This window comes from Kitasatospora sp. NBC_00240 (assembly GCF_026342405.1).
Classification (GTDB): Bacteria; Actinomycetota; Actinomycetes; order Streptomycetales; family Streptomycetaceae; genus Kitasatospora.
Map to the genome: position 1 here is coordinate 4,711,705 of NZ_JAPEMU010000001.1, position 13,296 is coordinate 4,725,000.

Sequence of the window (13,296 nt, forward strand, 5' to 3'; positions counted from 1 at the left end):
CTGATGACCGCCGTGCTGACCCTGGAAGACTTCACCGTCCTGGTCCGCGACGAGCTCGGACTGCCGCTCACCGACAGCGAGCTCGACCACGACCTGGACCGCGTACCCGGCTGGGACTCGCTGCAACTGCTGCGACTGGTCAGCGCGTTGGAGCGGCACACCGGGCAGCGGGTGGCGCTCGGCAGCCTGCTGGAGGCCCGCAGCCTGAGCGCGATCCACCGGCTGGCGGCGCAATCATGACCAAGACACCCGGACAGACCGGCGCCACCGTCCTGGTCGAGCGCCGCCGCCGGCACACCCTGTACTTCCTGGAGTACGCCGAGGCGCTGCGCCCGGTCCACCTGGACACCGAGATCGACATGACCCGGGTGCTGGCCCACCGGACCGCGGCCCGCGAGCGGGGCGTGCGCTACTCGGTGGTCAGCTACCTGCTGCACAGCGCCGGCCGGGCGCTGGCCCGCCACCCCGAGGCCAACGCCGTCACCCTGCCGAGCTGGCCGAGCCGGTGGCGCGCCCCGCGCACCGCCCGCTTCGACGGCGTCACCGCCAAGCTGGCGCTGGACCGCACGGTGGACGGTGAGCGCACGGTGCTCTCCGCCCTGCTGCCCGGCCTGCAGGACGCCGCGATGGCCGACATCCAGCGGCAGATCGACCGCTACCGCGACGGCGACCTCTCGGACCTGCCGGAGTTCCGCGGCCCGCGGCTGCTCGGCCGGCTGCCCGTCCCGCTCGGCCGGCTGCTGTTCGGGGCCGTGCTGCGCAGCCCGGCCCGCCGACCGGGGATCTTCGGCACGGTGTCGGTCAGCTCGCTCGGCCACCGGCCGGTGGACGGCTTCTACTCGACCGGCGGCACCGCGGTGACGCTCTGCCTGGGCCGGATCACCGACCGCCCGGTGGTCCGCGACGGCGTGGTCGTGGTGGCGCCGGTGATGCGGCTCAGCCTGACGTTCGACCACCGGGTGATCGACGGCGGGGCCGCCGCCGACCTGCTCGGAGAGCTCAAAGTGACCTTGGAGGGTTTCGATGACGGGGAAGGCAGTGCGGGGTCCGACCTACGGGGAGCTGATCAGGATCTCCGAGCGGGACGGCCGATGGCAGCAGGTACGCGTTGACCTGACCCGCCACGGCGTCGCCGTGCTCTACGCCAGGCTGGCGGACTGGCGGCCCGACCGTGCCGCCGGTCCGCGCCTGCGCGCGCTGCTGGGCCGCGACTGGGCCCGCTACCTGGACCTCACCCACCCCGACGTCCGCCGCCGCTTCGCGGCCTCCCGGGTGCTGCTCAAGTACGCGGCCGGCCAGGTGCTGGACGTCCCCCCGGACAGCGTCGAGCTGGGCTACGGCGCCACCGGGCGGCCGTACCTGCGCGGCTACGACGCCGTCGACATCAGCCTCAGCCACACCGACGACCTGCTGCTGGTGGGCCTGACCACCCGCGGCGTGATCGGCGTGGACGCCGAGCGCGCCGACCGGCCGATGTACTCCAGCGGCCTCGGCAAGCACGTCTGCACCCCGCACGAACTCGACCTCCTGGAGGGCCTGGACCCGGCCGAGCGCGACGACGCGCTGGTCCGGGTCTGGACCCTCAAGGAGGCGTACAGCAAGGCCCGCGGGCTCGGCATGCAGTTCCGCTTCACCGAGTTCGGCTTCCGGCCCGGCTCCGACCCGACCGGCCTGGACCGGCCGGACGGCGAACCGGGCACCGGCACCGAGTGGTCGTTCCGCACCTACGTCGTCGACGAGGACTACATCGTCAGCGTCGCGGTCGGCGACGCCGGCTTCGGCGGCACCGACGACACCGCCGCCAGCTCCATGCTGGACGGCGGCTTCGTCGACATGCTCACCGAAGTCCTGGGCGGGGACGACCCGCAGGACGAGGAGGACCCCTGGGACACCTGGTGATCCCACCGGACCGACGGGCCCGAGCACGCGACCGGACGCGTGCGCGGGCCCCGCACGCGTGCCCGTGCGCGGGCCGGCCGGCCGCAAGCCGGACTTAAGCGGCGGCGCCCACGCTGGTGCGGTACGACGGGCCACCCGCATCGGCAGGCGGCCTTGGCCGGCTTCGGGCGCTAGGGGAGATGATGGCTGAGGAATTGTCCGCTCAGGTGTGCGTGGTCGGCGGTGGCCCGGCCGGCCTGACACTGGGTCTGGAACTCGCCCGCCGCGGTACCCGGGTGGTGGTGGTCGAACAGAGCGGCCACTTCAACCGCTCGTTCCGCGGCGAGTCGGTCTCGCCGGACTCCGTCTGGCTGCTGGACCAGCTCGGACTGCTCGACCAACTGCGCGGCTCCTTCCTGGAGATGCGCCGGATGGAGATCACCGACGGCGGCCGCACCGTGCTGACCGCCGACTTCTCCACCTTCCCCTACCCGCACCCGTACCCGGTGGAGCTGCCGCAGCCGGCGCTGCTCACCGTGCTGGCCGAGGAGGGCGCCCGACACGAGGGCTTCACCCTGCTGCGCCGCGCCACCGCCGTCGAACTGCTGCGCGACGGCGACACCGTGACCGGGGTCCGCTGCTCGGGCCCGGACGGACCGGTCGACATCCACGCCGCCCTCACCGTCGCGGCGGACGGCCGGTTCAGCAAGGTCCGCGAGATGTCCGGCCTCAGCTACACCAAGATCCCGCTCGACCGGGACGTGGTCTGGCTCAAGCTGCCGTTCCCCGAGGAGTGGGACGACACCACTTACCGGGTCCGGATCAAGGGCGAGCACCACGGCCTGTTCATCCCCACCCACCCCGACGACGTCCGGGTGGGCTTCAACATCCCCAAGGGCGGGCTCAAGGCGCTGCGCGCCGAGGGCATCGGCGCCCTGCACCGCCGGCTGGACGAGCTGGCGCCCGAACTCTCCGACGCCGTCCGGGCCGAGATCCGCGGCTGGTCCGACACCTCGATGCTGGACATCTTCACCACCCTCGTGCCCGAGTGGTCGATGCCCGGCCTGCTGCTGATCGGCGACTCCGCGCACACCCTGTCACCGATCCTCGGCCAGGGCGTCAACCACGCCATCATCGACGCCGTCACGCTCGCCCCGATGATCGCCCCGGTGCTCGGCGACGGCCCGGCCGACCACGCCGCGCTGATGCCCGTCCTGCGGGACTTCCAGCAGCGCCGGGAGGGCTCGATAGCCCGCTCGCGCGGCCTGCAGCTGCGCCAGGAGCGGATGTTCGCCCTCTCCGGGACGATGGCCGTGGCCGGCCGCCGCGCCCTCTACCGGCTCGTCGACCGCAGCCCGGCACTCAAGCAGAAGATCCTGGCCGGCGCCTACTTCCAGCTCCAGGAGCCGCTCACCGCGCCCGGCCGGCCCGCCGACCGGCCGACGCCCACCAAGGCCGGGGTCTGAGCCCCTCCCGTACGGAAGGAACACGCGCATGCCCGAGTACTCCGCCACGCGTACGGCGCCCCGCCCCGACCCGGTCGACCGGCTGCTGGACGAGGCCTTCCCGCCCGCCGCGCCGGCCCCCGACCGGCTGCCCTGGGACTCCTGGACCTGGCGGCACCCGGTCGGCCGGGTGCTGAGCGCCGGCCTCGGGCTGGGCGCCCTCGCCCTGGGCGCCGCCCTGGGCGGGCTCACCACCTGGACGTACTGGGTGGCCCTGCTCGCCCCCGACACCGCGCTCTTCTACGACCTGGCCAACGCCGGCCCGGAGATGGGGCAGTTGAGCCCCAAGGCGGCCCGGCTCTACAACCTGCTGCACCACCCGGCGCTGCCCGCGGCGGTCATCACGCTGGGCGTCACCACCTTCGGGCAGCCGCTGGTCGTCGGCGGCCTGGCCTGGCTCGCGCACGTCGCCCTCGACCGGTCCTTCGGCTACGGCAAGCGGCTGCCCGACGGCCGCCGCTGCTGATCCGCCGACCGCCCGGCCGCCCCGGCCACCCCGACTTGGAGAAGCCCGACGTGGAACACCTCGAAGAACTCAAGGAGTTCGCCCGGCTGCACGCGCGCGGCCAAGGCCTCGCCGAGGGCCAGGTGGCCGCCCTGCTCGCCCGGATCAGCAACGACGATCCCGGCGCGGCCGGCTCCTGGGCCAAGGTCTGGAACGCGCAGGCCGACGCCCTGCTCGCCCGCGGCCGCCCGCTGGAGGCCTGCCGGCACTACGCGCTGGCCCGCTTCCCGCACCCCGGCGGCACCGAACCGGATCCGGAGCGCCGGCGCGCGCAGAGCGCCTCGGTGGCCGCCTTCGACCGCTGGCGGCGCACCCAGCCGGGCATCGAGCGCCTCGAACTCACCCACCCCGACGGCACCCTGGCCTGCTGGACGATCGGCCTGGACGCCCCCGAGCCCAGACCGCTGCTGCTGGTGATGGGTGGCATCGTCAGCGTCAAGGAGCAGTGGGCGCAGCTGCTGCCGAAGTTCGCCAAGCTCGGCTTCGCCGCCGTGGTCGCCGAGCTGCCCGGCGTCGGCGAGAACACCGTGCCGTACGACGAGCGGTCCTGGCGTCTGCTGCCGTACCTGCTGGACCAGCTCACCGGCCGGGCCCAGGTGGACGACACCTCGCTGCTCACCCTCAGCTTCAGCGGCCACCTCGCGCTGCGCGCGGCGGTCGAGGACACCCGGATCCGCAGCATCCACACGGTCGGGGCGCCGGTCTCCCGGTTCTTCACCGACGCCGCCTGGTGGGAGCGGGTGCCGGCGGTCACCAAGGAGACCCTGCGCCGCCTCACCGGCGCCGCCGACCACGACGAACTCTTCGCCCGGCTACGGAGTTGGGCGCTCACCCCGGAGCAGCTCTCCGCGGTGAAGGTCCCGGTCGGCTACGTGGTCAGCACCCGGGACGAGATCATCCCGCCGGCCGAGCACGCCCTGCTCGGCGCGAACCTGGGCCGGGTCCGGCTCAAGGAGTTCGACGACGTGCACGGCTCCCCGGCCCACCTCGGGGAGATGCGGCTGTGGCTGCTGCACGGCCTGCTGCGGGCCCGCGGTGTGGACGACAGACGCACCGCGGCGCTGGGCCTGGTGCTCGGCGTGCAGGGTGTGGTCTCCCGGTTTCGGAAGACTCCCGTCCACCACTGACCGAAATGACGTGAGGTAACCCGATGAAGTGGGTACGTTTCGCCAAGTTGCCGTCCGGCCGGGGGATTTCGCTGCTGCGTGCCGCCGGGCCAGGGCGTCCGTCGCTGGCCGCACCGCTGCGGTCGGCGGTTGTCCGGGCCTCGCGCCCGCGCGCTGAGAGGAAGACCGTGACCGCCCTGATCTGGATCCTGTCGATCCTGCTGATCCTTGAGTTCGTTTTCGCCCCCGTGAATCTGATCACCGGTCGCAACGCGCCCCTGTTCACCGAGTTCACCGGCATCGAGAGCCGCACCGCGATGCTCGTGGTGGCCGGCCTGGACGCCCTGGGCGCCCTGCTGGTGGCCATCGGCCTGTTCGCCCCGAAGGTGAGCGTGGCGGGCGCCGTGCTGCTCACCGCCCTGTGCGCCTGGTACATCGTGATGATGGTCCTGAACGGCCACTTCGGGATGGGCATGATCGGCTTCCTGCTGTTCGGCAGCTGGGCGGTCGGGCTGCTCTGGGCCCAGCTGGCCCGCTGAGCCCGGGCGGGACCGGCTCCTCGTACCCGTTCGCCCCTCCGTCCCCGTCCCCGTCCCCGTCCCGCCGGCACCGCGGTCGAGGCAGACCGCGGTGCCGGCACCACGACCAGCCCCGGCGGCCCGTCCGCCGGGGCCGGCCCGTTTCCCGGCCCCGCCGCCCGTCGGCCCGCCCGGCCTTGCCCCGCCCCGCCGGCCCGTCGCTGCGAGCGCCGGAGCGCCGGAGCGCCCGACGACCCGCGAGGGCACCCGCAGGCCTCCGACCTCGGGCCCAACCGAGCCTTAAGCGCCCCACGCCACCGTCGAGGCGGGGGACGCGCCCCCGGCCGGATCTCGGAAACCCACGCTCGATTCGGTAGGCGAAAGGATGGAGACATGGCAGACGAGACTCTGCTGACCGGCGCCGGGGAGACCCGCGGCGACCCGACCCGCACGGCGGTGATGACCGGCGCCGCCCTGTTCATGGTGTCGCTGGACAACCTGGTCGTGACCACGGCACTGCCCAAGATCCGCGAGTCGCTGCACACCGGCCTTTCCGGGCTGGAGTGGACTGTCAACTCCTACACCCTCACCTTCGCGGTGCTGCTGCTCACCGCCTCCGCGGTGGCCGACCGGTTCGGCCGGCGCCGGCTGTTCGGCATCGGCATGGCGATCTTCACGCTGGCCTCGGCCGCCGCGGCCCTGGCACCCGGCATCGGCACCCTGATCGCCGCCCGGGCCGCCCAGGGTCTGGGCGCGGCGATCGTGATGCCGCTGACCCTGACCATGCTCTCGGCGGCCTTCCCGCCCGAGAAGCGCGGCGCGGCGCTGGGCATCTGGGGCACCATCGGCGGCCTCGCGGTCGCCCTCGGCCCGGTGGCCGGCGGCATCGTGATCGACTCGGTGTCCTGGCAGTGGATCTTCTGGATCAACGTGCCGATCGGCGTGCTGCTGCTGGTCCTGCTGCCGGGCTGGCTGGCCGAGAGCAAGGGCGCCTCGACCCGGCTGGACATCACCGGCACGGTCCTGGCCAGCGCCGGCCTGTTCGGCCTGGTGCTCGGCCTGATCCGGGGCAACACCGCGGGCTGGACCAGCGCCGAGGTGGTGCTCAGCCTGATCGCCGGCGCCGGCCTGCTGGCGCTCTTCCTGGTCTGGGAGTCCCGTACGCCGACGCCGATGCTGCCGCTGCGGCTGTTCCGCTCGGTGAGCTTCTCGGCGGTCAACGCGGTCGCGATGCTGATGTACTTCGGGATGTTCGGCGCGATCTTCCTGCTGACCCAGTTCATCCAGAACGTCCAGGGCGTCTCGCCGCTGGGCGCCGGTGTCCGGCTGCTCGCCTGGACGGCACTGACCCTGGTGGGCGCGCCGATCGGCGGCGTCCTCTCGGACAAGATCGGCGGCAAGCCGATCGTGTTCGTCGGGATGGTCCTGCAGGCGCTCGGCCTGGCCTGGATCGCGGTGGTGCTCTCCGAGACCACCACCTTCCCCGACCTGCTGCCGGCCTTCCTGGTCAGCGGGCTGGGCATGGGCCTCTACTTCGGCCCGGCGGCCAACCTGGCGCTCGGCTCGGTCAGCCGCTCCGAGGAGGGCATCGCCTCCGGTGCCAACAACGCGATCCGCGAGATCGGCGGCGTCTTCGGCGTCGCGGTGCTGAGCGCGATGTTCGCCGCGACCGGCGGCTACACCTCCAAGCACGAGATGGTGGCCGGCATGCAGCCGGCCATGTGGGTCGGCGCGGCGGTGGTCGGGCTCGGCGCCCTGGCGGCGCTGCTGATCCGCGGCGGGAACCCGCAGGAGGCGGCCGCCTCCCAGGCCGGCTCCCAGGCTCCCGCAGCGAAGGTGTCCCAGGCTGCTCCCCAGGCCGTCCTGGCCCGTGAGACGTCCGGCCCGGTGAAGTCGGCCGACCAGGCGGCGGCGGTGCTCTGAGGCCCGTCACCCCCCGGAGGCCGGCCCACGGCCGGACCGGTCCGCCCCCGCCAGGACGCCTGGCGGGGGCGGACCGCTGCCGTGCCGGGGTCAGCGCATCCAGTCGGTGCTGGTGTGCAGCAGGGCGCCGTCGGCGCCGTACAGCCGGATCGCGTCGGCCTCGGCGCCGGCCCGGCGGGGCACCGCGAACCAGTGCGGGGCGCTGCCGGCCACCGTCACCGGGGCGACCTCGGTGCTGGTCCCGTCCGACCAGGTCACCCGTACCGTGGCGACGTCCGGGCCGACCGAGGCGACCAGCACCGGGGTGTGTCCCAGCTCGCCGCCCTTGAAGCCGAGCAGGGCGCCGTCCAGGCCGTGGCTGCGGTCGGTGGCGGGTAGCGGCCCGGCGGTGGGCGGCGGCACGTCGTGGACGGTGTCGTCGACGGCCCGCCGGCCGTCCACGGTGAGGTAGAGGTTGGCCTGGTCCGTGCCCGACCGCAGCCGCTGCTCCGCGTAGGCGTCGTCCTCCTCGGGCAGCTGCGGGATGACGGCGTGCCGCTCCTCCCAGATCCGGTCCAGCTGCCCGCGGGCCTGCTCCCGGGTGGCGACGGCCGGCCAGATCGCCACCCAGGCCTGCCACTCCTGGCCACCCGCCGTCCGCCCCTGTCCGACCACCGCCCGGACGGGGGTCAGCGGGTCGCGGCCGGCCGGGGCCGCCGCGGCGGGGGTCACCACCGGGGTGCCGGTACCGGCCGGCGCCGCGGCCACCGCCGGGGCGCCCGTCCCGGGCCCGGTGCCGGCCAGCACCGCACCGGCGCCGACCACGACCGCCGTGGCGAGCGCCGTGGCCACCACCGCGGCCAGGCCCCGGCGCCGGCGCCGCGCCCGGCCGCCGGCCAGCACCCGCTCGTACGGGACGGGGCCGATCTCCAGCCCCTCCGCGAGCCCGGCCAGCTCCCTGGCCACCAGCGGCTCCCCGCTGTCGGGGCCGTCGAGGCCCTCAGGGTCGTCGGAGCCGCCCGGACGCCCGTCCGTACCCCTGCTGCCGTTCATACCGCTCCTCCGACCCTCGTCAGTGCGCCCAGCGCCGCGGCGGCGCGCAGTTTCGCGATGCCCTTGGACGCCTGGCTCTTCACGGTGCCCACCGAGCAGTTCATGGCGGCCGCGGCCTGGCTCTCGCTCAGGTCCTCCCAGTACCGCAGGACGACCGCCTGCCGCTGCCGGGGCGGCAGTGCGGCGAGCGCCCGCAGCAGCCCGGCCCGGTCGTCGGCCCGGTCGTAGGCGTCGCGCGCCGCCCGCTCCGGGACGGCCGGCACCAGGAACTCCGGCAGCCGCCGGCGGAACCGGCCGGCCTGTTCGTTCAGCAGGATCCGGCGCACGTACGCGTACGGTTCGTCGGTCCGCCGCACCCGCCCCCAGGCCGCGTAGGTCTTCTCCAGCGTCGTCTGGACCAGGTCCTCGGCCGTGTGCCGGTCGCCCGCCAGCAGGAACGCCGTCCTGGACAGGCGTGGCCAGGCCGTGGTGACGAACAGCTGGAACTCGGCGTCCCGCTCGGCCTTCCGCTCTCCCATGAGCACCTCCTGCCCTCCCTGAGTCCGTACGGGCCCCCAACCGTTGCCCCCGACCGCTGCCCCCGACCGCTGCCCCCGACCGCCGTCCGGCCGGACGGCTGCCCGCCCGGCCCGGACACCCGGGGCGGGCAGCCGGGGTTCGCGAGTCGTGCCCGGGGGCTGTGACACTGGAGGGGCTCGAAAACCGAGGTGCGCGCAGCCGCACCTCCTTGCGAACCTAGAGGGATGCCCGCAGTGAGTTCTCCCGTAGCCCAGCCCGCCGACGCCCCCGCCGACGCCCCCGAGGGCGGTCTCAGCAAGGGGCCCGGCCGGGGTAGCGGCATCGGCGAGCTGGCCGTCCGCCTGCCCGAGCTGACCCTGCGCGACCAGCAGCGGATCGGCCGCCGGCTGGAGGGCGCCCGGCGGATCCGCAAGCCCGAGGCCCGGCAGAAGGCCGCCACCGAGATCGCCGCCGAGATCGACCGGGCCGAGCTGCGGGTCGAGCAGCGCCGGGCCGCCGTCCCGGAGATCACGTATCCCGCCGAGCTGCCGGTCAGCCAGAAGAAGGACGACATCCTCGCCGCGATCCGCGACCACCAGGTGGTGATCGTGGCCGGTGAGACGGGCTCCGGGAAGACCACCCAGATCCCGAAGATCTGCCTGGAGCTGGGCCGCGGCGTCAAGGGCCTGATCGCCCACACCCAGCCGCGCCGGATCGCCGCCCGCACGGTCGCCGAGCGGGTGGCCGAGGAGTTGCGCACCCCGCTCGGCGAGGCGGTCGGCTGGAAGGTCCGCTTCACCGACCAGGTCGGCCCGGACACCCTGGTCAAGCTGATGACGGACGGCATCCTGCTGGCCGAGATCCAGACCGACCGCGAGCTGCGCCAGTACGACACCCTGATCATCGACGAGGCGCACGAGCGCAGCCTCAACATCGACTTCATCCTCGGGTACGTCAAACAGCTGCTCCCCCGCCGCCCCGACCTCAAGGTCGTCATCACCTCGGCGACCATCGACCCGGAGCGCTTCGCCAACCACTTCGGCGACGCCCCGATCATCGAGGTCTCCGGCCGGACCTACCCCGTCGAGGTCCGCTACCGCCCGATCCTGGACGAGGCCGACGAGGAGGACGACGACCGCGGCGACGTGGACCGCGACCGCGACCAGATCCAGGCGATCTGCGACGCGGCCGAGGAGCTGCAGGCCGAGGGGCCGGGCGACATCCTGGTGTTCCTCTCCGGCGAGCGCGAGATCCGCGACACCGCGGACGCCCTGAACAAGCTGAAGCTGAAGTTCACCGAGGTCCTGCCGCTGTACGCCCGGCTCTCCTCGGCGGAGCAGCACCGGGTGTTCCAGCGCTCCGGAAGCCGCCGGATCGTGCTGGCCACCAACGTCGCCGAGACCTCGCTGACCGTCCCCGGCATCAAGTACGTGATCGACCCGGGCACCGCGAGGATCTCCCGCTACAGCCACCGCACCAAGGTCCAGCGGCTGCCGATCGAGGCGGTCAGCCAGGCCAGCGCCAACCAGCGCAAGGGCCGCTGCGGCCGTACCTCGGACGGCATCTGCATCCGGCTGTACTCGGAGGAGGACTTCCTCTCCCGCCCCGAGTTCACCGATGCCGAGATCCTGCGCACCAACCTGGCCTCGGTCATCCTGCAGATGACCGCGGCCGGCCTCGGCGACATCGCGGCGTTCCCGTTCCTGGACCCGCCGGACTCGCGCAACATCAAGGACGGCGTCAACCTGCTCCACGAGCTGGGTGCCCTCGACCCCGCCGAGAAGGACCCGCGCAAGCGCCTCACCCCGCTCGGCCGCCAGCTCGCCCAGCTGCCGGTCGACCCGCGGATGGCCCGGATGGTGCTGGAGGCGGACAAGAACGGCTGCGTCCGGGACGTGATGGTGATCGCCGCCGCCCTCTCCATCCAGGACCCGCGCGAGCGCCCCACCGAGAAGCGCCAGGCCGCCGACGAACGGCACCGCCGCTTCAACTCCGAGACGTCCGACTTCCTGGCCTTCCTGGCGATGTGGCGCTACGTCAGGGAGCAGCAGAAGGAGCTCTCCTCCTCGGCCTTCCGCCGGATGTGCAAGGCCGAGTTCCTGAACTACCTGCGGATACGGGAGTGGCAGGACATCTACTCCCAGCTGCGGACGGTCGCCAAGCAGCTCGGGGTCACCATCGAGGAGCCCCACCCCGACGCGGAGCCGGACGCGGACCGGATCCACCAGTCGCTGCTGGCGGGCCTGCTCTCGCACATCGGCCTGTACGACGTGGAGAAGCGCGAGTACGGCGGCGCCCGGGCGGCCCGGTTCGCGGTCTTCCCCGGCTCCGGCCTGTTCAAGAAGCCGCCGCGCTGGGTGATGTCGGCCGAGCTGGTGGAGACCTCCCGGCTGTGGGCCAGGATCAACGCCAAGATCGAACCGGAGTGGGTGGAGCCGCTGGCCGGCCACCTGATCAAGCGCAGCTACAGCGAGCCGCACTGGGAGAAGAAGGCCGGCGCGGTGCTGGCCTTCGAGAAGGTGACCCTCTACGGGATGCCGATCGTCGCCCAGCGCAAGGTCAACTACGGCCGGATCGACCCGGAGCTCTGCCGCGAGCTGTTCATCCGCAACGCCCTGGTCGAGGGCGACTGGGAGACCCACCACGACTTCTTCGCGGCCAACCGCACGATGCTCGGCGAGGTCGAGGAGCTGGAGAACCGGGCCCGCCGCCGCGACATCATGGTCGACGACCAGACCCTGTTCGACTTCTACGACGCCCGGCTGCCCGAGGACGTCGTCTCCACCCGGCACTTCGACTCCTGGTGGAAGAAGACCCGGCACGACCAGCCCGACCTGCTCAACTTCGAGAAGTCGATGCTGATCAACGACGCGGCCGGCGGCATCACCGAGGAGGACTACCCGGACTACTGGCAGCAGGGCAAGCTGCGCTTCAAGCTGACCTACCAGTTCGAGCCGGGCAGCGACGCCGACGGCGTGACGGTGCACATCCCGCTGCCGGTGCTCAACCAGGTCACCTCCGAGGGCTTCGACTGGCAGATCCCCGGTCTGCGCGAGGAGTTGGTCACCGCCTACATCCGGGCCCTGCCCAAGGCGCTGCGCCGCAACTTCGTCCCCGCCCCGGACTTCGCCCGGGCCGCGCTGCGCCAGGTGAGGGAGCGCCAGGCGGCCGGGACCTTCGGGTCCACCGAGCCGCTGCTGCCCTCGCTGGAGCACATCCTGCGCCGCCTGACGGCCGTCACGATCCCGCCGGAGGCCTGGGACGACGAGCGGGTGCCCGACCACCTCAAGGTCACCTTCCGGGTGGTGGACGGCAAGCGGAAGCTCGCGGAGTCCAAGGACCTGGAGGAGCTGCGGCTGAAGCTGAAGCCCAAGCTGAAGGAGACGCTCTCCTCGGCCGCCTCCGGGCAGGGCATCGAGCAGAGCGGGCTGACCGCCTGGCCGGCCTCCCTCCCGGTGCTGCAGCGGACCTTCGAGCAGCGCTCGCGGGGCCACTCGCTGCGGGCCTACCCGGCGCTGGTGGACGAGGGCACCTCGGCCGCGGTGAAGCTCTTCGACACCGCGGAGGCCCAGGAGACGGCCATGTGGGCCGGTACCCGACGGCTGCTGATGCTGACCACCAACTCCCCCGCCAAGTCGATCCAGGGCCGCCTCGGCAACCAGGCCAAGCTCGCCCTCTCGCACAACCCGCACGGCTCGATCCCGGCGCTGTTCGAGGACATCGTGGCCTGCGCCACCGACCGCCTGATGGAGGCGGCCGGCGGCCCGGCCTGGGACGAGGCGGCCTTCGGCAAGCTCTTCGACAAGGTGCGGGCCGACCTGTACGAGGTCTCGGCGGACACCACGCTGAAGACCGCGACGGCGCTGATCGCCTTCCACAAGGCCTCGACCCGGTTGAAGACGGTGAGCAGTCCGGTCCTGCTGACGGCGGTGAACGACATCCGGCTGCACCTGGCCTCGCTGGTACACCCGGGCTTCGTCACCGACACCGGCTGGCGCCGGCTGGGCGACCTGAAGCGCTACCTGCTGGCGGTGGACCGCCGGCTGGAGGCGCTGCCCAACCACCCGCAGCGGGACGCCCAGCAGCTGCTGAAGGTCCAGCAGGTGCAGCGGGCCTACGGCGACCTGCTGGCGGCGGTGCCGGCCGGGCGCCGGCCCACCCCCGAGGTCCGGCAGATCCGCTGGATGATCGAGGAGCTGCGGGTGAGCTTCTTCGCCCAGTCGCTGGGCACGCCGACCCCGGTCTCGGAGAAGCGGATCATGAAGGCGATGGAGGCGGCGCAGGCGACGCTGTGAGCTGGGAGGGGCCTCCGGGAGCCGGTTCGACCTGGG

11 protein-coding genes are annotated in these 13,296 nt (G+C 73.2%); 9 read left to right on the top strand and 2 right to left on the bottom strand.

The genetic code is table 11. The annotated features are described in order from the left end of the window. The first annotated feature begins 3 nt into the window (after positions 1 to 3). The 8 genes from OG689_RS19940 to OG689_RS19975 all read left to right on the top strand — a co-directional run bounded on the left by OG689_RS19940 (position 4) and on the right by OG689_RS19975 (position 7,435). Positions 4 to 240: an acyl carrier protein gene (locus tag OG689_RS19940; protein ID WP_229912177.1), complete on the top strand. Its 237-nt coding sequence runs from the start codon at positions 4 to 6 to the stop codon at positions 238 to 240. Then, the gene (locus tag OG689_RS19945; protein ID WP_266322165.1) at positions 237 to 1,112 is read left to right on the top strand and encodes a 2-oxo acid dehydrogenase subunit E2; all 876 of its coding nucleotides are present in this window, start codon (positions 237 to 239) and stop codon (positions 1,110 to 1,112) included. The genes OG689_RS19940 and OG689_RS19945 overlap by 4 nt, the downstream gene beginning before the upstream one ends. Continuing rightward, positions 1,024 to 1,899, top strand: a complete 876-nt coding sequence (locus OG689_RS19950; RefSeq protein ID WP_266322167.1) for a 4'-phosphopantetheinyl transferase superfamily protein — start codon at positions 1,024 to 1,026, stop codon at positions 1,897 to 1,899. Before OG689_RS19945 ends, OG689_RS19950 begins: the two co-directional genes overlap by 89 nt. 182 nt (positions 1,900 to 2,081) lie before the next feature. After that, positions 2,082 to 3,344 carry an FAD-dependent oxidoreductase gene (locus OG689_RS19955; RefSeq protein ID WP_266322169.1) on the top strand — a complete coding sequence of 421 codons (1,263 nt, stop codon included), beginning with the start codon at positions 2,082 to 2,084 and terminating at the stop codon, positions 3,342 to 3,344. A 28-nt stretch (positions 3,345 to 3,372) separates the two neighbouring features. Next, a complete protein-coding gene (locus OG689_RS19960; protein WP_266322171.1) occupies positions 3,373 to 3,849 on the top strand; it encodes a DUF4260 family protein in 477 nt (158 codons plus the stop codon). Positions 3,850 to 3,899: 50 nt separating this feature from the next. Beyond that, entirely contained in the window at positions 3,900 to 5,015 is a 1,116-nt protein-coding gene (locus OG689_RS19965) for an alpha/beta hydrolase (RefSeq protein ID WP_266322173.1), read from the top strand. 167 nt (positions 5,016 to 5,182) lie between these two features. Then, positions 5,183 to 5,533, top strand: a complete 351-nt coding sequence (locus tag OG689_RS19970; protein WP_266322175.1) for a hypothetical protein — start codon at positions 5,183 to 5,185, stop codon at positions 5,531 to 5,533. A 372-nt stretch (positions 5,534 to 5,905) separates the two neighbouring features. After that, complete coding sequence (locus tag OG689_RS19975) at positions 5,906 to 7,435, top strand: DHA2 family efflux MFS transporter permease subunit (protein WP_266322177.1); 1,530 nt, start codon at positions 5,906 to 5,908, stop codon at positions 7,433 to 7,435. 90 nt (positions 7,436 to 7,525) lie between these two features. Here the strand turns inward: OG689_RS19975 and OG689_RS19980 are convergent, their stop codons facing one another. Then, on the bottom strand, positions 7,526 to 8,467 hold the full coding sequence (locus OG689_RS19980; RefSeq protein WP_266322178.1) for a hypothetical protein: 942 nt from the start codon (positions 8,465 to 8,467) through the stop codon (positions 7,526 to 7,528). Next, positions 8,464 to 8,985, bottom strand: a complete 522-nt coding sequence (locus OG689_RS19985) for a SigE family RNA polymerase sigma factor (RefSeq protein WP_266322179.1) — start codon at positions 8,983 to 8,985, stop codon at positions 8,464 to 8,466. Before OG689_RS19985 ends, OG689_RS19980 begins: the two co-directional genes overlap by 4 nt. 321 nt (positions 8,986 to 9,306) lie before the next feature. On the opposite strand from OG689_RS19985, the gene hrpA reads away from it, so the two are divergent. Next, positions 9,307 to 13,260, top strand: a complete 3,954-nt coding sequence (gene hrpA, locus OG689_RS19990) for an ATP-dependent RNA helicase HrpA (RefSeq protein WP_266327285.1) — start codon at positions 9,307 to 9,309, stop codon at positions 13,258 to 13,260. The last annotated feature ends 36 nt before the right edge of the window (positions 13,261 to 13,296 follow it).